The 20,486-nt window shown below is 71.0% G+C and carries 17 protein-coding genes; 9 read left to right on the plus strand and 8 right to left on the minus strand.

All coding sequences use genetic code 11. The annotated features are described in order from the left end of the window. The first annotated feature begins 16 nt into the window (after positions 1–16). Positions 17–1,021, plus strand: a complete 1,005-nt coding sequence (locus ACLJPY_RS09225) for a hypothetical protein (protein ID WP_410587576.1) — start codon at positions 17–19, stop codon at positions 1,019–1,021. Here the strand turns inward: ACLJPY_RS09225 and ACLJPY_RS09230 are convergent. From ACLJPY_RS09230 to ACLJPY_RS09240, 3 genes are read right to left on the minus strand one after another with little or no spacing between them, the layout of a single operon-like run. Then, a complete protein-coding gene (locus ACLJPY_RS09230) occupies positions 1,018–1,860 on the minus strand; it encodes a transglutaminase family protein (protein WP_410587577.1) in 843 nt (280 codons plus the stop codon). The genes ACLJPY_RS09225 and ACLJPY_RS09230 overlap by 4 nt on opposite strands. Continuing rightward, positions 1,857–2,804, minus strand: a complete 948-nt coding sequence (locus ACLJPY_RS09235) for an alpha-E domain-containing protein (protein ID WP_410587578.1) — start codon at positions 2,802–2,804, stop codon at positions 1,857–1,859. Before ACLJPY_RS09235 ends, ACLJPY_RS09230 begins: the two co-directional genes overlap by 4 nt. 11 nt (positions 2,805–2,815) lie before the next feature. After that, a complete protein-coding gene (locus ACLJPY_RS09240) occupies positions 2,816–4,465 on the minus strand; it encodes a circularly permuted type 2 ATP-grasp protein (RefSeq protein ID WP_410587579.1) in 1,650 nt (549 codons plus the stop codon). Positions 4,466–4,611: 146 nt separating this feature from the next. On the opposite strand from ACLJPY_RS09240, the gene ACLJPY_RS09245 reads away from it, so the two are divergent. The 4 genes from ACLJPY_RS09245 to ACLJPY_RS09260 all read left to right on the plus strand — a co-directional run bounded on the left by ACLJPY_RS09245 (position 4,612) and on the right by ACLJPY_RS09260 (position 9,682). Beyond that, on the plus strand, positions 4,612–5,553 hold the full coding sequence (locus ACLJPY_RS09245) for an ABC transporter substrate-binding protein (RefSeq protein ID WP_410587580.1): 942 nt from the start codon (positions 4,612–4,614) through the stop codon (positions 5,551–5,553). Positions 5,554–5,612: 59 nt separating this feature from the next. After that, complete coding sequence (locus tag ACLJPY_RS09250) at positions 5,613–6,515, plus strand: amino acid ABC transporter permease (RefSeq protein WP_410587581.1); 903 nt, start codon at positions 5,613–5,615, stop codon at positions 6,513–6,515. Beyond that, positions 6,512–7,285 carry an amino acid ABC transporter ATP-binding protein gene (locus ACLJPY_RS09255; RefSeq protein ID WP_410587582.1) on the plus strand — a complete coding sequence of 258 codons (774 nt, stop codon included), beginning with the start codon at positions 6,512–6,514 and terminating at the stop codon, positions 7,283–7,285. The genes ACLJPY_RS09250 and ACLJPY_RS09255 overlap by 4 nt, the downstream gene beginning before the upstream one ends. A gap of 81 nt (positions 7,286–7,366) precedes the next feature. Further along, positions 7,367–9,682 (plus strand): oxidoreductase, encoded by a 2,316-nt coding sequence (locus ACLJPY_RS09260; RefSeq protein WP_410587583.1) that lies wholly within the window; start codon positions 7,367–7,369, stop codon positions 9,680–9,682. Here ACLJPY_RS09260 and ACLJPY_RS09265 read toward each other — a convergent pair whose 3' ends face one another. Next, positions 9,683–10,255, minus strand: a complete 573-nt coding sequence (locus tag ACLJPY_RS09265) for a hypothetical protein (protein ID WP_410587584.1) — start codon at positions 10,253–10,255, stop codon at positions 9,683–9,685. A 164-nt stretch (positions 10,256–10,419) separates the two neighbouring features. On the opposite strand from ACLJPY_RS09265, the gene ACLJPY_RS09270 reads away from it, so the two are divergent. From ACLJPY_RS09270 to ACLJPY_RS09280, 3 genes are all read left to right on the plus strand, one after another. After that, positions 10,420–12,237, plus strand: a complete 1,818-nt coding sequence (locus ACLJPY_RS09270; protein ID WP_410587637.1) for an NHL domain-containing thioredoxin family protein — start codon at positions 10,420–10,422, stop codon at positions 12,235–12,237. Position 12,238: 1 nt separating this feature from the next. Next, positions 12,239–12,571 (plus strand): GroES family chaperonin, encoded by a 333-nt coding sequence (locus tag ACLJPY_RS09275; protein ID WP_013230909.1) that lies wholly within the window; start codon positions 12,239–12,241, stop codon positions 12,569–12,571. 244 nt (positions 12,572–12,815) lie between these two features. Continuing rightward, the gene (locus tag ACLJPY_RS09280) at positions 12,816–14,954 is read left to right on the plus strand and encodes a VanW family protein (RefSeq protein ID WP_410587638.1); all 2,139 of its coding nucleotides are present in this window, start codon (positions 12,816–12,818) and stop codon (positions 14,952–14,954) included. 4 nt (positions 14,955–14,958) lie between these two features. Here the strand turns inward: ACLJPY_RS09280 and ACLJPY_RS09285 are convergent, their stop codons facing one another. Together ACLJPY_RS09285 and ACLJPY_RS09290 are read right to left on the minus strand one after the other, a co-directional pair. Beyond that, positions 14,959–15,666 (minus strand): leucine-rich repeat domain-containing protein, encoded by a 708-nt coding sequence (locus tag ACLJPY_RS09285; RefSeq protein ID WP_410587585.1) that lies wholly within the window; start codon positions 15,664–15,666, stop codon positions 14,959–14,961. Then, on the minus strand, positions 15,663–16,502 hold the full coding sequence (locus ACLJPY_RS09290) for a helix-turn-helix transcriptional regulator (protein ID WP_410587586.1): 840 nt from the start codon (positions 16,500–16,502) through the stop codon (positions 15,663–15,665). The genes ACLJPY_RS09285 and ACLJPY_RS09290 overlap by 4 nt, the downstream gene beginning before the upstream one ends. Positions 16,503–16,613: 111 nt before the next feature. Here ACLJPY_RS09290 and ACLJPY_RS09295 point away from each other — a divergent pair, with 111 nt between their 5' ends. Beyond that, complete coding sequence (locus ACLJPY_RS09295; RefSeq protein WP_410587587.1) at positions 16,614–18,029, plus strand: MFS transporter; 1,416 nt, start codon at positions 16,614–16,616, stop codon at positions 18,027–18,029. A 61-nt stretch (positions 18,030–18,090) separates the two neighbouring features. Here the strand turns inward: ACLJPY_RS09295 and ACLJPY_RS09300 are convergent, their stop codons facing one another. Together ACLJPY_RS09300 and ACLJPY_RS09305 are read right to left on the minus strand one after the other, a co-directional pair. Beyond that, the gene (locus ACLJPY_RS09300; RefSeq protein WP_410587588.1) at positions 18,091–18,366 is read right to left on the minus strand and encodes a GlsB/YeaQ/YmgE family stress response membrane protein; all 276 of its coding nucleotides are present in this window, start codon (positions 18,364–18,366) and stop codon (positions 18,091–18,093) included. Positions 18,367–18,505: 139 nt separating this feature from the next. Then, complete coding sequence (locus tag ACLJPY_RS09305) at positions 18,506–20,341, minus strand: acyl-CoA dehydrogenase (RefSeq protein ID WP_410587589.1); 1,836 nt, start codon at positions 20,339–20,341, stop codon at positions 18,506–18,508. Positions 20,342–20,486: the final 145 nt, after the last annotated feature.

Here is a 20,486-nt window from a genome sequence, read left to right on the forward strand (position 1 = left end):
CGTCACGGGAGTCGACATGGAGATCTGGGTACTCGGCGCTTCGGGCCGCACCGGCCGGGCCATCACCGCCGAGCTGGCCGCCCGCGAACTGCCCGCCGTGCTGGTCGGGCGCAATCGCGAGTGGCTGGCCGCGACCGGCTCGAAGTACGTCGTCGCCGACGGCGTCGAGGCGATCGCGGCGGAGATCCGGCGGCAGCGGCCGGCGGTCGTGATCAGCACCATCGGCGACTACGCCGCCACGGCCTCGGCGATCGCGCGGGCGTGCCTGCCCGGCGGCCACTACGTCGACATGGCCGCGGACCCGCTCGCGGTCCGGCGGCTGCTCGACCTGCACGACGAGGCCCTGGCCGGCGGCAGCACGTTCGTCACCGGGGCCGGGTTCGGCGTGCTGGCCACCGAAGCCGTCGTCGCGAAGCTGTGCGAGGGGCGTGACACGCCGAGTCGTGTGGAGGTCGACGCGCTGGCTTCCGTCGCCGCCGAAGAGGGGGCCGTGGGGGCCGCGCTGGCCGCCAGCATCGTCGACGCCGTGACCGCGGTCTCGGCCAGAGGGGCGAAGCCGCGCACCCTCGTCCTGTCGGACGGCGAGACGGCGAAGGTGGCGGGTGTCGACTCGGGTGAGCTGATCGCCGCGCGGCGCGCGAGCGGCGCGGCGGACGTCACGGTCTTCTCCGGGCTCGCCCCGACCGCCCCGGTGGTCCGTGCCCTGCTTCCGCTGCTCGCGCGGCTGGTGTCGATCCCGGCCGTGCGCCGGTTCGCGGTCCGGCGGCTCGCCGCGGTCCGGACGAAGGCGGCACCCCGCCCCCGCACGCACACGTGGGGCCGTGCCGTCATCGCCTGGCCCGACGGCTCGACACGCGAAGGCTGGCTCCGCGCGGACGAAGCCATGGACTTCACCGCGGCGGTCGTGGCCGAAACCGCGGCCCGCCTCGCGCGCGGCGAAGGCAAGCCCGGCGCGTACACGCCGGCGGCGGTCTTCGGCGCCGGCCTGGCCGAGGCGGCGGGCGGGACCTTCCTGCTCTAAGCCAGCCGCGTCAGGTGCACCGAGACGTCCAAAGTGGACTGCCCGCCGCCGGTGAAGATGCCCTTCAGCGGCGCCACGTCCGCGTAGTCCCGGCCCATCGCCACCCACACGTGCCGCGGGCCGACCGGGATGGCGTTCGTCGGGTCGTACGCCCACCAGCCGCCGGTCCAGACGTCGACCCAGGCGTGCGACTCGCCCTCGACCACCTCGCCGAGCTTGCCCTCCGGGTTCGTGTGCAGATAACCGGACACGTACCGGGCCGGGACGCCGATCGCCCGCAGCATCACCAGCGTGACGTGCGCGAAGTCCTGGCAGACGCCTTCGCGCGCCTGCCAGGCGTCGGTCGCCGTCGAGTGGACGCCGGTCGTGCCCGGCTGGTACTTGAGCTGCTCGTTGACCCACTCGCACACCGCGAGCACCGCGTCCGCCGGGTCGAGGCCCGTCCGCAGCGCCCGGGCCTCGCGGGCCAGGGTGAGGTCTCGCGGGGTGTAGTCGGTCGGGGTCAGGTACTCGGTGCGGTGGTCGATCACCGTCTCGGACCGCAGGTCCTTCCACGACGCCGTCCGGATCGGTTCGGCCTCGTCCGCGGTCTCGACGACGGAGGTAGCGAGGACGGTGAACTCGGTGTGCGGCGCGTGGAGGTCGAACGACGTCACGACCGTGCCCCAGTAGTCCGTGTACCGGTAGGCGCGGGTGGCCGGGGTCGTCTCGATGCGCGTGGCCACCGTCGTCTGGCGGCGGTCGGAACGCGGGGTCAGCCGGGCTTCGTTGTACGACTGCGTCGCCGGGGTCGCGTACCGGTAGCCCGTCCGGTGCGCCACGCGCAGCTGCCACGTCACAGCGAAACCTCCGCGCCGCTCCACGCCACCCACGGGGACGTGCTGAAGTACTGCAACGAAACCGCTTCCCCGATCTCCCGGATCGACGTCTGCAACGCCCCGAGCCGCCGCGGCAGGTCGGGGAGCAGGTCCGAGGGGCGGAGGAACTCCAGCTCGCTGCGGGCGCGCCCGAGTTCTCGCAGCGCCTCGGACTTCTCGTTGCCGCGCGAGCCGCCGCCCGGGTCGAGCCGCTGCAGGCACTCCTCGGCCTGGCGCAGCGCGTGGAACACCGAACGCGGGAACAGCGTGTCCCGCAACAGGAACTGCACGACGCGCCCGGCGTCCAAGGCACCCCGGTACGTCCGCAGGTAGGTGTCCTGCGCGCCGGCCGAGCGCAGCACGGTGATCCAGCCGGGCGAAGACGCGCGGTCGGCGACCCGGGACAGCAGCAGCCGCACCACCATGTCGGCGCGTTCGATCGAGCGGCCCAGCACCATGAACAGCCAGCCTTCGTCGCGGCTCATCGTCGAGTCGGCCAGCCCGGCGAACATCGCCGCGCGCTCCTCGACGAACGACAGGAACGCGTGCGGGTCGGCGCGCCGGGCGTAGCGCTGCCGGTCCGGCACCGCGTTCCAGGTCGCGTTCAGGCACTCCCACAGCTCGGTCGAGACGACTTCGCGGGCACCGCGCGTGTTTTCGCGCGCCGAGTTGATCGAGCCGACGATCGACGCCGGGTTGTCCTTCCCGTACGCCACCAGCTCGGTCAGCTTCCACACGTCGAGCGACTCGGTGCCCGCCGGGTCGATGCCCAGGACGGCCAGCAGCTGGCGGCTCGCGTGGTCCGGGTCGACGGTCGCGTCTTCGAGCAGCTGGTGGACCGAGACGTTGAGGATGCGGGAGGTGTCGTCGGCGCGTTCGACGTACCGGCCGATCCAGTACAGCGACTCCGCGTTGCGCGCGAGCATGCGTACCCTCCCTAACTCTGCTGTTGCTGTTGCTGCTGCTGGGACGTCGTCAGCTCGGGCCCCTGTTCGGCGGCCAGCCCGTCCAAAGTGGACACCGCACCGAGCGCGGGCTGCTCCAGCTCGCGTTCGGCCGTCGACGCCCGGGACGCCAGCACCCACGTGTCCTTCGAACCGCCGCCCTGCGAGGAGTTCACGACGAGGCTGCCCTCCGGCAGCGCCACCCGTGTCAAGCCGCCGGGCAGCACGAAGATCTCCTTGCCGTCGTTGACCGCGAAGGGCCGCAGGTCGACGTGCCGCGGCGCGAGCCGGTCGTCCACCTTGGCCGGCACGGTCGAGAGCTGGACCACCGGCTGCGCGATCCAGCCGCGCCGGTTCGCGCGCACCTTGCGGCGCAGCGTCGCCAGCTCCGCCGGGGTCGCCTCCGGGCCGAACACGATCCCGTAGCCGCCGGAGCCTTCGACCGGCTTCACGACCAGCTCGTCGAGGTGGGCCATGACGTGGTCGAACTCCTCCGGCAGCCAGCACCGGAAGGTGTCCACGTTGGGCAGCAGCGGCTTCTCGTTCAGGTAGTACTTCACCATTTCCGGCACGTAGGTGTAGACGAGCTTGTCGTCGCCGACGCCGTTGCCGATCGCGTTCGCGATCACCACGTTCCCCGCGCGGGCCGCGTTCTGGATGCCCGCGACGCCGAGCACGGAGTCCGGCCGGTAGTGCACCGGATCGAGGAACTCGTCGTCGATCCGCCGGTAGATGACGTCGACCTGGCGCTCGCCCTCGGTGGTCCGCAGGTAGACGACGTTGTCGCGGCAGAACATGTCGCGGCCTTCGACGAGCTCCACGCCCATCAGCCGGGCCAGCAGCGAATGCTCGAAGTACGCCGAGTTGTGCACGCCGGGGGTGAGCACGACGACCGTCGGGTCGGCGACGTTCGCCGCGGACGCCGCGCGCAGCGCCCGCAGCAGGTGCGACGCGTAGTCGCCGACCGGGCGCACCCGGTGCTGGGCGAACAGGTCCGGGAAGACCCGCGCCATCGTGCGCCGGTTCTCCATCACGTACGACACCCCGGACGGGTTGCGCAGGTTGTCCTCCAGCACGCGGAACGTGCCCTCTTCGTCACGCACGAGGTCCACTCCGGATACGTGGATGCGCACGCCGTTCGGCGGGGTGATGCCGAAGGCCTCCCGGCGGAAGTGCTCGCACGAGGTGATCAGCCGCCGCGGCAGCACGCCGTCGCGCAGGATCTGCCGGTCGCCGTAGACGTCGGCGAGGAACGCCTCGAGCGCGCGGACGCGCTGGGCGACCCCGCGCTCGAGCTTCGCCCACTCGGCCGCCTGGATCACCCGCGGCACCAGGTCCAGCGGGAACGGGCGCTCCTGGCCGGACAGCGAGAACGTGATGCCCTGGTCGACCATCGCCCGGTCCAGCGCCTGCGCCCGCGAGTGCAGGTCGTGCGCGTCGAGGGCCGCGATCGACTCGTACAGCGCCCGGTACGGGCCGCGGACCGTGCCGTCGGCGGCGAACATCTCGTCGTAGGCGCCGGCGTGCGGCCGCTCGGGCGAGAGATATCCGTCGAATCGGGCGCCCGGACGGGTGATCCGGCTGGTCGCCGCCTTCCTCGCGCGTCGACCGGACGGGGGCAGCCGCGGCGGGGTGGCGTTCATGGACGCATCCTCGCTCACCGTGTGCTTCGGACGCGACACTCGCGCGCTGCTGTAAACACCGCTGTAACTTCACGGTGCTGTGCTTTGGTATGGATGAGTGGCAATATGCGTGCTCTCAGAACCTGAGAACTACAAGGAGTGACGACGTGGCCCGAGGAACCCAGCTGAAGGCGATCGCCCTGCTGCCGGCGTTCGCCCTGGTCGGCTTGACCGTGGCGTGCGGAGCGGGAGGCAGTGGCGCGGGCAACGTCAGCTCCAGCTCCGCGGCCGCCCCGGGCACCGGATCGGGTGACATCGGCACGGTCGCCAAGGACGACAAGCTGGCGGCCATGGTCCCCGACGCGATCAAGGCCGACGGCAAGATCCTGGTCGGCCAGGACCAGAGCTACCCGCCGAACGAGTTCCAGGACGAAAGCGGCAAGGTCACCGGCTTCGACGTCGACCTCGGCACCGCGATCGGGCAGAAGCTGGGCCTGAAGATGGAGTTCCAGAACTCCGCCTTCGACGGGATCATCCCGGGCATCCAGGCCGGCAAGTACGAGCTCGCGATGTCGTCGTTCAGCGTCAACGCCGAACGGCTCCAGATCGTCGACATGGTCAGCTACTACAAGGCGGGGACGTCGCTCGGCGTGCTCAAGGGCAACCCCGACAAGCTGAACGTCGACGACCTCTGCGGCAAGAAGATGGGTGTCCAGAAGGGCACCACGCAGGTCGACGACCTGCAGACCCGCTCGCAGAAGTGCACCTCGGCGGGCAAGCCGGCGATCGACGTCACCCAGCTGCAGGCCCAGACCGACGTGAACCTCGCGCTGACCGCGAAGCGGGTGCAGGGCGAGCTGGCCGACTCCCCGGTCGTCGACTACGCGGTCAAGCAGACCAATGGGCAGCTCGAGGTCGTCGGCGACCCGTACGACACGGCGCCCTACGGCATCATCCTGAAGAAGGGCAGCGGCGACTACGCCAAGGCGGTCCAGAGCGCCGTCCAGGCCCTGATCGACGACGGCACCTACAAGAAGATCCTCGACAAGTGGGGCCTGTCGGCGGCCGGCGCGGTCACCAAGTCGGAACTCAACCCGGCGGCCTCCTGAGCCGGGCAGAGAGGGCTCAGCAAGTGTCCAGTTCCCCCGACGCGCCCCCTGGTGAACGGGTGCCCGTCGACACCGAACCCATCAAGGCCGTCCCGGTGCGCCACTACGGGCGCTGGGCGGCCGGGGTGGTCGTCCTCTTCGTCGCCTTCATCGTCGTTCGAAGCATCGTCACGAACGACAACCTCGGCTGGCCGGTCGTCTGGGACTACATGTTCAACGACCGCGTGCTGCGCGGTCTGCAGAACACCCTGATCCTGACCGTGATCTCGATGCTCATCGGCATCGTGGGCGGTGTCCTGCTGGCGGTGATGCGGCTGTCGCCGAACCCGCTGACCAAGGGCGCCGCCGGCATCTACATCTGGCTGTTCCGCGGCACCCCGCTGATCACCCAGCTCGTGTTCTGGAACTTCCTCGCGTTCGCCTACCCGCGGCTCGGCCTGGGGATCCCGTTCGGGCCGGAGTTCGTCTCGTGGGACACGAACACGCTGATCAACCAGTTCACGGCGTCGCTGCTCGGCCTCGGGCTCAACGAGGCCGCGTACATGGCGGAGATCGTGCGCGGCGGCATCCAGTCGATCGACAGCGGTCAGCTGGAGGCGGCGTCCGCGCTCGGCATGAAGCGGACGACCACGCTGCGGCGGATCATCCTGCCGCAGGCGATGCGGGTGATCGTGCCGCCCACCGGCAACGAGACCATCGCGATGCTGAAGACCACGTCGCTGGTGGTCGCGATCGGCTACTTCGAGCTGATGGTCGCCGTCCAGACCATCTACGCACAGAACTTCAAGACGATCCCGCTGCTGCTCACCGCGGTGATCTGGTACCTGTTCATGACGTCGATCCTGACGCTCGTCCAGATCCAGATCGAGAAGTACTTCGCCCGGGGTACCGCGCGCGACGTCACCCCGCGGACCGGCCTGCGCAGCCGGTTGTTCGGCCGGGGCGGAGGAGGGACCGCATGACCCCCGTCGTTTCCGCGCAGAAGATCTGCAAGAGCTTCGGCAGCGTCGACGTCCTCAAGGGCATCGACCTCGAGGTGCACGAACGCGAGGTGCTCTGCCTGATCGGGCCGTCCGGCTCGGGCAAGTCGACGCTGCTGCGCTGCATCAACCACCTCGAGAAGATCGACGCCGGCCGGCTCTACGTCGACGGCGTGCTGGTCGGCTACCGGCAGCGCGGTGACAAGCTGCACGAGCTGCGCGAGAAGGAGGTGGCGCTCCAGCGCAAGGACATCGGCATGGTGTTCCAGCGCTTCAACCTCTTCCCGCACATGACGGCGCTCGAGAACGTCATGGAGGCGCCGATCCAGGTCCGGCGCGAGCCGAAGGCCCAGGTCCGGCAGCGTGCGCTGGAGCTGCTGGAGCGCGTCGGGCTCGCCGACAAGGCGAAGAACTACCCGGCGCAGCTGTCCGGCGGGCAGCAGCAGCGCGTCGCGATCGCGCGGGCGCTGGCGATGCAGCCGAAGCTGATGCTGTTCGACGAGCCGACGTCCGCGCTGGACCCCGAGCTCGTCGGCGACGTCCTGGGCGTGATGAAGCAGCTCGCCAAGGACGGCATGACCATGGTCGTCGTCACGCACGAGATGCAGTTCGCGCGCGAGGTGGCGGACAAGGTCCTGTTCATGGACGGCGGCGTCGTCGTCGAAGAGGGGCCGCCCGACCAGGTCATCGGGGACCCGCGGGAGGAGCGGACCAAGTCGTTCCTCGCCCGCGTGCTCAACCCCAACGCCTGAGGAGCCCGACGGCGGAAACGGTGTTCCGGCACCGTTTCCGCCGTTTTTTCGCTACCTTGATGGCGGGGTGAGGGAGGGGTCATGTCGACGGAAAGCGCGTTGCCGCCGCTCGACCCCTTCGCGGGCATCCCGGACCGCCGGTACGAGGTCAAGGCCTCCGAACTGCTGAAACCCGGCAACGCGGGCCTGATGCGCTGGCGGCGTCAGGCCACGAACGCCCCGATCGTCTACGTCGAGGACGCCTACATCACCGGGACGCTGGACCTGCGGGCCGCGGACCTGAAGTACCTGTTCCGGTTCGAGCGGTGCCGGTTCGAGCAGCCGCCGGACGTGCGCGAGGCGAACCTGCTCGGGCTCGTGTTCCGCAAGTGCTGGCTGCCGGGGCTCAAGGCCCGCAACATGCGCAGCCGCAACGACGTCCGGCTGATCCGCAGCGTCGTGCAGGTCGACGGCGACCGGCGGGAGATCGAGGAGACGACCGTCCAGCGCGGCGACGACCGCGAGCGCGGCATGCCGAACGCCGCGGTCAACCTGACCGACGCGGTCATCGAGGGGTCGATGGTGCTGACCCGCACGGTGATCTCGCACCCGCACGGCAAGGCGATCCAGGCGGACCGGCTCGTGCTGACCGGCGCGCTGCTGGCCTACCGGATGGTCGCGAACGGCGAAGTCCGGCTCCCGGGCGTGCGGACCGGCGGTAACGTCAACTTCTCGGGTGCGACGCTGAACAACCCGGACGGCTTCGCGCTCAACGGCAACGGCCTGCACATCGGCGGCAGCCTGCTGTGCGAGGTGGACAACTACGGGCCCGCGAGCCAGCGCAAGCGCTTCTCCGCCACCGGGATCATGTACCTGCCGAGCGCGACGGTGGACAGCGACATCTCGTTGCGCGAGGCGAAGCTGACGGTGTCCCAGCACGGCCCGATCGCCGTCGACGCCTGGAAGTCCAACGACCCGTACCTGGACCCGCGCCCGGCGCTGGTCGCCGACCGGATGCGCGTGGACGGCAACGTCGAGCTGTCCGACGGCCTGCAGGCGCTGGGCACGCTGCGGATGGTCAACGCCCGCATCGGCGGCTCGCTGCGGCTGGCCGGCGCGGAGATCCGCGTCGAGCGCGGCAAAACCGTGCCGTACTACGACCGCGCCCTGCACCTGGACGGCACCGAGATCGGCGGGGACATCGAGGCGACGAGCCTGCGCGTCCCGGCCGGCCAGCTGCGCCTGGCCGACGTCACGATCGGCGGCAACTTCCTGGCCTGGAACTCGATGTTCCGCCACCCCGGCCGGGACGTGTTCTCGGCGCGCCGGTCGAAGATCGCGGGCAACTTCCAGCTGACGGACGCCACGATCCACGGCACGCTGCGCCTGCAGGGCGTGGACGTCGGCGGCAGCATCAACCTGGCGGGCACCCGCCTGACCGACCCCGGCCGCCGCGCGACCAGCAGTTATTCCCTCGACGTCCGGACCGGCCGCGTCGGCCGCGACCTGACGCTGCGGGACAACAACGGCCGCCCGTTCGTGGCGGAGGGCGGCGTCAACCTCGACGGCGCCCAGGTGGCCCGGCGCGTCGACCTGCGCGGCTCCCAGCTGGGCTCGCTGCCGCCGTTCGGCGTGGCCTTGGACGCGGGCGACGTCGCTGCGGACGAGTTCGTCCTGACGCCGAGTTCGCCACCGGCCGGCCGCGTGGTGCTGCGCCGGGCCCACTGCGGAACGCTGAGCGACAACAACCAGTTCTGGGCCGCGTCCGAGGGCATCGAGCTGGACGACTTCCGCTACGACGCGTTGAAGAAGGGCATCCCGCTCGACGACGACAAGGCGCTGGACGAGCGGATCGAGCTGCTGCGCAAGGCCATGCGCGGCTACCGCCCGGGTCCGTACGACCAGCTGGCCCACATGCTGCGCGCGGCGGGGAACGAAGAGCACGCCTCGACGGTGGCGCTGCGCAAGCAGCAGTTCCGCTACGAGGCCTTGGCCCGCGGCTTCAAGTTCTTCGGCCCGGGAGTCCGGCTGTGGAGCTGGCTCCAGCGATCGATGGTCGGCTACGGCTACCGCCCGGTGCGGGCGCTCGGCTGGCTGCTGGCGCTGCTGGTGCTGGGCAGCCTGTGGTTCGGCTTCGGAACGGACGACTGCGTGACGTGGAAGTCGGCGGAGCCGGCGCACCAGGTCATCGCGAACGGCCGGCGGTGCGTGGTCAACCAGCAGGACACCGGCCTGCAGTGGAACCCGGTGATCTACACGGCGGACCTGCTGGTCCCGATCGTCGACTTCGGCAACAAGTCGCGGTGGTACATGCACGGCGCGGACAACTGGGTGGCGGCGGGCTTCACGGCGTCCGGCTGGATCCTGGCGACCACCGTGGCGGCGGGCGTGAGCCGCATGCTGCGCCGCGACAGCTGATCAGTCGATGAACCGGGACCAGAACGGGATGTACCTGGGGCCGTCCGGTGGGGCCGCGCTGATGCCGGCCGCGAACTCGCGGTGCAGGTAATCCCGCAGGTCACTGCCGTAAACGACGATGTCCGTCTGGTACACCGACAGCACCGGATAACCCACCGTGCCCGGCAGACCGGGCAGGTACCGGTGGCCGCACACCGGCACCAGCTGCGGCACGTCGGCCAGGCGCCGCCGGGCCTCGCGGACCGCGTCCTCGGGGCCGACCGGGCGCGTGCCCCAGTCCGGCAGCCAGAAGCCGTTGTGCTCGACGTCGTACAGCACGCCGTCGACCGGCCACGCCAGCCGTTTGCGCAGCTGCTCGGCGTTGCCGCAGCGCCAGTCCGGCCAGCGGTCGCCGATCGGGACGCCGGCGGCCAGGAACGTCCGGTGGTCGGCGGCGAAGCGGAAGCCGAACCGGCGTTCGACGTCGTCGAGCTCGGCTTCGCTCAGCCCGGGACGCACGGGTTCCCGGAGGTTCTCCTGCAGGTGCCGCGCCTCCTCCGGGGTGAGGGCGCCGGCCGGCTGGACGGGGGTCATGACCCGAGCCTAAGCGGCGGCTCACCCGCCCGCGCCTCCTTTTTCGCGCTCTCGCAGGTGGCCACGGCCGGGTGAGTTTGTTCTCTCATCGGGCGGACCGCGGAACAGAGCGTGAACGCGTGTAGTTCACTCATGCCGTGACTTCTCCACGACCGCAGAGCCGCGTGCGCGCCCCCGAGCTGCGCGGCGACGTCTGGCTGAACACCGGCGGCCGCCCGCTCACCCTCGCCGAGCTGCGCGGCCGCGTCGTGCTGCTGGACTTCTGGACCAGCGGCTGCATCAACTGCCTCCACGTGCTCGACGAGCTGCGTCCGCTGGAGGCCGAGTTCGCGGACGTGCTGGTCACCATCGGTGTTCACTCGCCGAAGTTCCTGCACGAGGGCGAGCGCGCCTCGATCGAGGCCGCGGTCCGCCGCTACGACGTCCACCACCCGGTGGTCAACGACCCGAAGATGGACCTGTGGTCGCAGTACGCGGTCCGCGCGTGGCCGACGCTGGTCGTCGTCGACCCCGAGGGGTACGTGGTGCACGTCGCCGCGGGCGAAGGGCACGAAGAGGCGCTTCGCCGCGTCATCGCGGACCTCGTGACGAAGCACGAAGCGAAGGGGACGCTCCGGCGCGGTGGCAGCCCGTACGTGCCGGTCGAGGAGCAGACCGGCGAGCTGCGGTTCCCGAGCAAGGCCGTCGCCACCGCCGAGGGCCGCGTGCTGGTCGCCGACACCGGGCACCACGCGATCGTCGAGTTCGCGTCCGACGGCGAGACCGTCATCCGCCGCTTCGGCAGCGGGGCCCGCGGGAGCCAGGACGGCCCGTTCGACATCGCGACCTTCACCGAGCCGTCGGGCATCGCACTGCTGCCGTACGACATCGCCGAGCGCGTCGGCTACCACGCCGTCGTCGCCGACACGGCCGGGCACCGGCTGCGCGGCCTCGACCTCATCACCGGCGAGGTGACGACGGTCGCCGGCACGGGCGCGCAGTGGCGCACCGGGGCGGATTCCGGCAAGGCCGCCGAAGTCGACCTCACGAGCCCGTGGGACGTCGTCTGGTGGGGCCCGGCCGGCGGGGTCGTCGTCGCGATGGCGGGCAACCACACGTTGAGCGTGTTCGACCCGGTCGGCGGCACGATCCGGCGCTTCGCCGGGACGACCGTCGAAGGTCTTCGCGACGGCGATGTCGGCGAAGCGTTCTTCGCGCAGACGTCCGGCCTCGCCGTCGACGGCGACAAGCTGTGGCTGGTCGACGCGGAGACGTCGGCGCTGCGCTGGATCGAGCCCGACGGCGAGTCGTTCACCGTGCAGACCGCGATCGGCGTCGACCTGTTCTCCTTCGGCCACACCGACGGGCCGGCCGACGAGGCGCTGCTCCAGCACCCGCTCGGCCTCGCCGTGCTGCCCGGCGACAAGATCGCGATCGCCGACACCTACAACGGCGCGGTCCGCCGCTTCGACGTCTTCACCCGCGAAGTGACCACGATCGCCACCGGGCTCGCCGAGCCGCAGGGCCTCCTGCTGCACGACGGCGAGCTGCTGGTCGTCGAGTCCGCGGGCAACCGCATCGGCCCGCTCCCGGCCGCCGAGCCGACGCTCGTCACCGGCGACGCGCACGCCGTGCGCCGCCCGCCGACGGTGCTCGCGCCGGGCGAGATCGACTTTTCGGTGGTGTTCACGGCCCCGCCCGGCGAGAAGCTGGACGACCGCTTCGGCCCGTCGACGCGGCTCGAGATCAGCGCGTCGCCGCCTTCGCTGCTGGCCGACGGCGGCGGGACGGGCACGGACCTCACCCGCAGGATCCGCTTGGCGCCGGGCGTCACCGAAGGCGTGCTGCAGGTCGTCGCGCAGGCCGCGAGCTGCGACGACGGCGGTGACCACCCCGCCTGCCGGATCACCCGGCAGGACTGGGGCGTCCCGGTGCGGATCGAGGACGGCGGAGTGCGCGAGCTGAGCCTGGTCATGGCCGGTGCGCCCCGGACCGGCGAGTAACATGCAGGCCGTGTCTGACGGGCCGAAACTCGAAATCCAGATGCTGCACGACCGGGTGCTCGTGCGGCTGTCGCCGGAAGAAGGCGAGCGCCGCAGCAGCGGCGGCATCGTGATCCCCGCGACCGCACAGGTCGCGCGCAGGCTGGCGTGGGGTGATGTACTGGGCGTAGGCAACAGCGTGCGGAACGTCAAGACCGGCGACCGCGTGCTCTTCAACCCGGAGGACCAGCTCGAGGTCGAGATCCAGGGCGAGGGGCACCTGGTGATGCGCGAACGCGACATCCACGCGGTGGCGACCGAGCGCACCGAGCACGGGACGGGGCTCTACCTGTAGGTCGGGTCCCGCGAAAGGCAGGCGCGTGGCAGACGAAGAGGCGAACGAGGGCGCGGCCGTACGCGAACTCGCCCCCGCAACGGCGACGACGCAATCGCCCGCTGCGGAGGCGGCGGAGCCGGTGATCGAGCCGGCGAGCGCGGAACCGCCCGAGCCACCGGCTGTCCCGGCGGAGCCGCCCACGGCCGAGCTCCCCGCGGTCGCCGAGCGCCTTGCCGCGGCCGAGCCGCCCGCGGCCGCCGACCTGCCTGCGGCCGCCGAGCCTCTTGCGGCAGCCGAGCCACCTACGACCGCCGAGCTCCCCGCGGTCGCCGAGCGCCTTGCCGCGGACGAGCTCCCCGCGGCCGCTGAGCCGCCTGCGTCGCCGATCAGCGATTCGACGCCCGAGTGGCCGGAACCCGCCGAGGTTTCCGCGACCGCCGAACTGCCTGCGGCGGTCGGGGGCGCTGCCGCCGGGGTTCCGCCCGAGTGGCCGGGAGCGGCCGAGGCACCCACCCTCGCCGAGGTGTCCGCCACCGAAGTCAAACCCGAGTGGCCTCCGGTCGTCGCCGCGCCCGCCGTTGGCCCGCCTTCCGGCGACGGCGCTGCCACCACCGATCTCTTCCCCGATGACCTGCTCGGCGAGCTCCTCGAAAACCCCGCGCCACCGCCCGTTCCGGAGACTCCCGCCCGGAAGCTGCGCAAGGGCGTCGCCCGGACCATGATGGCCATCGGGCTCGCGCTCGGGCTCTTCGTCATCCTCTACGCCATCGACCTCCTCGTCAGCGCCGGCGATGTGCCGCGCGGGGTGACCGTGGCCGGCATCGAGGTCGGCGGGCTCTCCCACGCCGACGCCGAAGCCAAGCTGCGCCGGGAACTCGAGCCGCGGCTGATCCGGCCCGTTGTCGTGCACGGCGGGGACGTGCAGGCCGAACTCGTGCCCTCGCAGTCCGGGCTCGGGCTCGACTGGCCCAACACCCTCGGGCTCGCCGGGCACCAGCCGCTCAGTCCGATCACGCGGATCATGTCCTTCTTCACCAGCCGCGAGGTCGGGGTGGCCACCCGCACCGACCCGAACCGGATCGCGCAGGCCGTCCAGGAACTCGCGCAGGGCAAGCTGAACCACCCCGCCACCGAAGGCTCGGTCGGGTTCACGCCGATCGCGGGCAGCGACGGCGGGGTCACCGCCTACCCCGTCCTGCCGCGGCAGGGCCAGCAGCTGACCGACGTCGGCGGCGCCGTGCACACCGTCACCGACCACTGGCTCGACCCCGGCGGGGTCAAGCTCGCCATGGCGATCACGCCCGTGCGCGCGACCGCGGCCGGCGTGCAGGCCGCCTGCCGGCAGATCGTCGTGCCCGCCGTCGCGAAACCCGTCGTCGTGCACGGCGAAGGCAAGGACGTCCCGCTGAAGCCCGCCACGATCGCGTCGGCGTTCCAGTTCGCGCCCGTCGAAGGCGGGGCCCTCGAGGTCCGGATCGACCAGGGCAAGCTGCAGGCCGCCCTCAAGGACCCGCTCGCGAGCACCGAGACCGACGGCAAGGACGCGCAGATCGTCTTCACCGGTGACCAGCCGACGGTCGAGCCCTCCGAGGACGCCCGCAAGGTGGACTGGGAGAAGACCTTCCGCCCGCTGATCGACGTGCTCAAGAAGACCGACGGGCGGGACCTCCCCGTGGTCTACAGCGCGTCGGCGCCCAGCGTGTCCACCGATGCCGCCAGCGCGCTCGGCATCAAGGAGGTCATCGGCGAGTTCACCACCACGGACCTCTCCGGCCCGGCCGTGACGAACAACCGGACGCTCGCCGCCCGCGTGTCCGGCACGATCGTCAAGCCCGGCGAGACGTTCAGCCTCAGCGGCCGCTCCGGCCCGCGCACCGCCGACGCCGGCTACGTCTCCGCCCCCGTCGACGAGGACGGCACCGGCCCGGCCGTCGTCGGTGGTGGCGTCTCCCAGCTGGCGTCCACTTTGTACAACGCCGCCTACCTCGCCGGCCTGGCCGACGCCGGCCACCTGGACCACGACCACTACCTCGACCGCTACCCCGCCGGCCGGGACGCCAAGGCCGTCAACGCCGACGGCAGTCCGGTCGAGCTCAAGGTGACCAACGACGCGGCGACCGGCATCGCCGTCCAGGCCACCGTCTCCGGCGACTCGGTGACCGTCCGGATCTGGGGCACCCGGCACTTCCGCGTCGAGGGCCAGACCGGGGCCCAGACGCCCGGCGACCCGCCACCGATCCAGTTCGGCTCCGGTGGGAGCGGGCCGTGCCAGCCCTCGATCGGGACGTCCGGCTTCAGCGTCACCGACACGCGCGTGCTCTACGACATCGCGAGCGGCACCGAGGTCCGGCGTACGTCGCACACGGCGACCTACGGTCCGCGTCCGACCGTGCTCTGTTGAGTTGTCAGCGAAGGACCATGCACCCCGCCTCCTCGAAGTCGCGCAGCCACGACGGCTCCCGCAGCTGCTTGTTCCACCGCAGGTCGAGCTTGTCCAGTTTGGACAATCCGGCCAGCGACGCGGGCAGGGTGGTCAGGGCGTTCTCCCGCAGGTCCAGCTGACGCAGCTCGCTCAGCGAGCCGATCGACGACGGCAGTGAAGTCAGCCGGTTACCGCGCAGGTGCAGCTCCCGCAACGCACTCAGCGCGCCGATCGACTCCGGCAGCGCGGTCAATTCGTTGCGGTAGAGCCGGAGTTCGCGCAGCGCCGCGAACCCGGACAGGTCCGCGGGCAGCGCCGTGAGCCGGTTGTCCGTGCAGCCCAGGTACCGCAGCCGGCTCAGCCGGCACCAGGCAGCCGGGAACTCCGTCAGGCGGTTGTCGCTGACGTACAGGTACTCGGTCAGGCCGGGCAGGTCGCCCAGCTCGTCCGGCAGCGACTCGAACCGGTTGTGCGCCAGGTCGAGCGTGTGCAACGACGTCAGCGCCGAAATGCCCGACGGCAGCGCGGAAATCCGGTTCGCCGCGAGGTTCAGCACGCGCAGCCCGGTCCGGGACCACAGCGACCCCGGCACCTCCGAGATCGAGTTCTTGTACAGGTCCAGCCGCGTGACGTCGGGCGGCAGCGGAGGCACCGACGTCAGCCCCTGATCGCTCAGCTCCACCGCTGTCATGCCGGCCGCCTGGTCCGGGGCAGCAGCGTCCAGGTCGCCGCGTTGTCCGGAGTGGACACCTGGATCCGCAGGCCGGGTGCCTCCGACACGGCCAGTTCGGTCAGCCGGAAGTGCATCCGGCCCGCCCGCGGGTGCTCGAACTCCCGCACCCTCGGCCGCGGTTCCGCCACCTCGTGCCGCGCCCACAGCCCGGCGAACTCGGGGCTCAGCGCGGACAGCCGCCGGATGTCCTCCTCCCACGCCGGATCCCCGACGTGGCTGCCGTACTCGGCGCGCATCCGCGCGACCATGTGCGGCACCTCGTCGTCGTAGTTCAGCAGGAACCGCCGCGCGTTCGGCTCGGTCACGCAGCACCACAGCAGGTTCTTGTGCAGGCACGGCAGGCTGTGCCACTCCCGGAACAGGTCCTCCTGCGCCGCGTTCGACTCCAGCACGTCGAACCGGCCGTTGACGACCGTGGCGGGCAGCGGATCCAGCGCGCGCAGCACCTCGCGCACCGCCTCCGGCACCACCTCGACCGGCGACGGCAGCCGCGACGGCGTCAGCTCCGCCAGCCGGTACAGGTGTTCCCGCTCGGGGTGGTCCATCCGCAGCGTGCGCGCCACCGCGTCGAGCACCTGCGCGCTCGCGTTGATCGGCCGCCCCTGCTCCAGCCACGTGTACCAGGTGACGCCGACGCCGGCGAGCAGCGCGACCTCCTCCCGCCGCAACCCGCTCGTGCGGCGCCGCACGCCGGGCGGCAGCCCGACCTCCTCCGGGCCGATCCGCGCGCGGCACGCCTTGAGGAACTGGCCGAGTTCCTCCCGGCGGCTGGTGTGGACCTGCATCGACGTCATGCGGACCATGGTGCCCGAGGGGTACGACAGTTTTCGGCGATGCGGGTGTTCCCAGTACCAGCACCAGCAGGCTCTCTCCGCCCGGAACCGGAGAACCCCAAGGTCGGACGCATGACACTGACCACATCCGCCCCGGCCACCCCGGACCGGGCCGCGCGGCCGGACCGGCGGCCGTGGTTCATGCTGGCCGTCCTGCTGCTCGGCCAGTTCATGGCGCTGCTCGACGTCACCGTCGTGAACGTCGCCATGACCGACATCCGCACCGACCTGCACGCGTCCGGCGCCGCGCTGCAGCTCGTCGTTTCCGGCTACACCGTGGGCTACGCGATGCTGCTTATCACCGGCGCCCGCCTCGGCGAGCTGTTCGGGCGGCGACGGCTGTTCGTCACCGGCGTCGTCGCCTTCACCGTCTGCTCGCTGCTCTGCGGCCTGGCGCCCGGCGCGGGCCTGCTGATTGTCGCGCGGATCGCACAGGGCGCCGGCGCCGCGCTGATGATGCCGCAGGTCATCAGCGTCATCCAGGCGCAGTTCAGCGGTCCCGCGCGGGCCAAGGCGCTCAGCGCGTACACCGCGGTCATCTCGGTCGCGTTCGTGGCCGGCCAGGTCCTCGGCGGGGTGCTCGTCGGCGCGGACCTCTTCGGCGCGGGCTGGCGGCCGATCTTCCTGGTGAACGTGCCGATCGGCGTGCTCGTGGCCGCGCTCGCCCTGCGTCTGGTGCCCGGCGGCGCGGCGAAGGCGGGCCGCCGGCTCGACTTCGCCGGCCTCGCGATCGCCGTGCCCGCGGTGGTGCTCGTCGTGCTGCCGCTGGTCCTCGGGCACGAAACCGGCTGGCCCGCGTGGACCTTCGGCTCGCTGGCGGCGGGCGTGTTGCTGGCGGTGCTGTTCGTGGTCGTGGAACGCCGGGTGCGCGACCCGCTCGTCAACCTCGGCGTCCTCAAGGTCCGCGGGGTCGCGCCGGGACTGGCCGCGCTGGCCACCGGGGTGGCGTCCTACGGCGGGTTCCTCTTCTGCGTGGCCCTGCACCTGCAGGCCGGCCTCGGCGAGACGGCCCTGTCCGCGGGGCTCTCCATGGCGCCCGGCGGCGTGGTCTTCGGCATCTGCGGGTTCTTCTGGCACAAGCTGCCCGAGCGCGTCCACGCGGCGCTGACGCCGTGCGGTTACGTCGGGTCGGCGGTCGCGTACGCCTTGCTGGGCGTCAGCCTGAAGGACGGCGGAAACGGCGGCGCGCTGTTCTTCGCCGCGCTCCTGCTCTTCGGCCTTTCGATGGGCCTGGCGTTCGGGTCGCTGATGGCGCACGCGCTCACCCACGTCCCGCTCGCCGGCGCCGCGGACGCCAGCGGCCTGCTCACGACGACGTTGCAGCTCGGCCAGGTCGTCGGGGTGGCGACGTTCGGCAGCCTGTTCCTGACCCTCGCCGCCGGTTCCTCGGCGCACGCCATCACCACGACGATGACCTGGGCCGCGGCCCTGCTGGTGGTGGGCGCCGGGTTCGCTGTGGTGCTCGCCCGCGCGTCGGCCGAGCAGTAGGCACGCAAAAGCCCGGCCGGTTCACCCGAAGGTGGACCGGCCGGGCCGAGGCTCCTGGGTGTTACCGGGTTACCCCACGACGGCCGTACAGGCCCGCGGCGATGCTGACACCGATCGCGGCCAGGACCACCTGGGTGAGGATCTCCAGCCAGTCGATGCCCTTGGTGTCCGCGTACCCCAGACCGCGCGCGATCGCCGTGCCGATGAAGGCGGCGATGATACCGATCACGATGGTCAGCCAGATCGGGATGTTCTGCTTGCCGGGAGCGACCAGCCGGCCCAGAACACCGATGATCAGCCCGACGATGATGGCGCTGATGATGCCGGCGATAGTCATCGACTTTCTCCTCTCGGTGATCGCGGGACCGGCCACTCGGTCCCGCGACTCTTGCTGACGGAATTCCCCGGCGATATGGCCGCGAAACGCCGAAGGGCCCCTTCCGTGTCGGAAGAGGCCCTTCGGCGGTATGCGTTGATCAGAACGCGGCTTCGTCGAGCTCCATGAGCGCGTTGTCAGCGGCCTCCACGATGGCGCGGCGGGCGGTCAGCTCCGGCAGCACCTGCTTCGCGAAGAACGAGGCCACGGCGATCTTGCCCTCGTAGAACGGGGTGTCCTTGGCGGACGCGCCCGCGTCGAGCTTGCCGATGGCGACCTCGGCGTGCTTGAGCAGCTGCCAGCCGATGAGCAGGTCGCCGACCGACATCAGCAGGCGGACCGTGTGCTGGCCCACCTTGTTGATGCTCTGCGGGTCCTCCTGCGACGCGGTCAGGTAGCCGATCAGCGAGCCGAGCATGCCCTGGGTGTCCTCGAGGGCCTGCTTGAGCAGCGCGCGCTCGTTCTTGAGCCGGCCGTTGCCCGCTTCGGACTCGATGAACTTGCTGATCTCGCCGGCGACGAACGCGAGCGACTGGCCCTTGTCGCGGACGATCTTCCGGAAGAAGAAGTCCAGCGACTGGATGGCCGTGGTGCCCTCGTACAGCGAGTCGATCTTGGCGTCGCGGATGTACTGCTCGATCGGGTAGTCCTGCAGGAAGCCGGACCCGCCCAGGGTCTGCAGCGACTGCACGAGCTGCTCGGTGGCGCGCTCGGAGCCGACACCCTTGACGATGGGCAGCAGCAGGTCGTTGACGCCGTGCGCGAGCTTCTGGTCGCCCTCGCCGGTCCACAGCTGGTCCTGGAACGACGCGGTGTAGAGGTACACCGCGCGGAGACCCTCGGCGTACGCCTTCTGGAGCATCAGCGAGCGGCGGACGTCCGGGTGGTGCGTGATGGTGACGCGCGGGGCGGTCTTGTTCAGCATGTTCGGCAGGTCGGCGCCCTGGACGCGCTCCTTGGCGTACTCGAGCGCGTTGAGGTAACCCGTCGACAGCGTCGCGATGGCCTTCGTGCCGACCATCATCCGGGCGTACTCGATGACCTGGAACATCTGCGCGATGCCGTCGTGCACCTCGCCGAGCAGCCAGCCCTTGGCCGGGGTGCCGTGCTGGCCGAAGGTCAGCTCGCACGTCGTCGAGGCCTTGATGCCCATCTTGTGCTCGACGTTCGTGACGAAGGCGCCGTTGCGCTCGCCCAGCTCACCGGTCTTCGAGTCGAAGTGGAACTTCGGCACGAGGAACAGCGACAGGCCCTTGGTGCCCGGCTTGGTCTCGATGCCGGGACCCTCCGGGCGCGCCAGCACGAGGTGCATGATGTTTTCGCTCATGTCGTGCTCGGCCGAGGTGATGAACCGCTTCACGCCGTCGATGTGCCAGGAGCCGTCCTCCTGCTTGGTGGCCTTGGTGCGGCCCGCGCCGACGTCCGAGCCGGCGTCCGGCTCGGTCAGCACCATCGTGGCGCCCCAGGCCCGGTCGATCATCAGCTGGGCCCAGTGCTTCTGCTCTTCGGTGCCGTTCTTGTCGACGATCATCGCGAAGTTCGGGCCCGCCATATACATGAACAGCGGGGCGTTCGCGCCGAGGATGAGCTCGGACGCGGCCCACTGGACCGTGGGGGGCAGGCCGAAGCCGCCGAGGTCGTTGGTCAGGCCGAGGCGCCACCACTCGCCCTCGATGAGCTGCTGGTAGCTCTTCTTGAAGGACTCGGGGATCTTCACGCTGAACGTCTTCGGGTCGTACACCGGCGGGTTGCGGTCGGCGTCGGCGAAGGACTCGGCGAGCGGGCCGGTCGCGAGCTTGTTCAGCTCGGACAGCACCCCGCGGGCGGTCTCCTCGTCGGACTCGGCGAGCACACCCTTGCCCAGGCGCTCCTGCACGCCCAGGACCTCGAAGAGGTTGAACTCCAGGTCTCGGACGTTGCTCTTGTAGTGGCCCATGTCGTCACTCCAATGTGTTCGGCTCCCCGGCCGGGCACATGTTCGCCTTACTCGCCGGTAACTTCAGGATATTACCTGTGGGTAACCAGAGCAAGCGGATCCGCACTTCCGAGTACCGGATTTCTTGGCTCCGGCCACGGGAAAC

It is taken from the genome of Amycolatopsis sp. lyj-23 (assembly GCF_046549135.1).
In the GTDB taxonomy this organism is placed as follows: domain Bacteria; phylum Actinomycetota; class Actinomycetes; order Mycobacteriales; family Pseudonocardiaceae; genus Amycolatopsis.

Coding starts and splice junctions, on each gene's coding strand:
- ACLJPY_RS09255 (WP_410587582.1), top strand. CDS start 6,512: ATGACCCCCGTCGTTTCCGCGCAGAAGATCTGCAAGAGCTTCGGCAGC.
- ACLJPY_RS09285 (WP_410587585.1), bottom strand. CDS start 15,666: ATGACAGCGGTGGAGCTGAGCGATCAGGGGCTGACGTCGGTGCCTCCG.
- ACLJPY_RS09240 (WP_410587579.1), bottom strand. CDS start 4,465: ATGAACGCCACCCCGCCGCGGCTGCCCCCGTCCGGTCGACGCGCGAGG.
- ACLJPY_RS09260 (WP_410587583.1), top strand. CDS start 7,367: ATGTCGACGGAAAGCGCGTTGCCGCCGCTCGACCCCTTCGCGGGCATC.
- ACLJPY_RS09295 (WP_410587587.1), top strand. CDS start 16,614: ATGACACTGACCACATCCGCCCCGGCCACCCCGGACCGGGCCGCGCGG.
- ACLJPY_RS09235 (WP_410587578.1), bottom strand. CDS start 2,804: ATGCTCGCGCGCAACGCGGAGTCGCTGTACTGGATCGGCCGGTACGTC.
- ACLJPY_RS09225 (WP_410587576.1), top strand. CDS start 17: ATGGAGATCTGGGTACTCGGCGCTTCGGGCCGCACCGGCCGGGCCATC.
- ACLJPY_RS09305 (WP_410587589.1), bottom strand. CDS start 20,341: ATGGGCCACTACAAGAGCAACGTCCGAGACCTGGAGTTCAACCTCTTC.
- ACLJPY_RS09265 (WP_410587584.1), bottom strand. CDS start 10,255: ATGACCCCCGTCCAGCCGGCCGGCGCCCTCACCCCGGAGGAGGCGCGG.
- ACLJPY_RS09300 (WP_410587588.1), bottom strand. CDS start 18,366: ATGACTATCGCCGGCATCATCAGCGCCATCATCGTCGGGCTGATCATC.
- ACLJPY_RS09275 (WP_013230909.1), top strand. CDS start 12,239: ATGCAGGCCGTGTCTGACGGGCCGAAACTCGAAATCCAGATGCTGCAC.
- ACLJPY_RS09290 (WP_410587586.1), bottom strand. CDS start 16,502: ATGACGTCGATGCAGGTCCACACCAGCCGCCGGGAGGAACTCGGCCAG.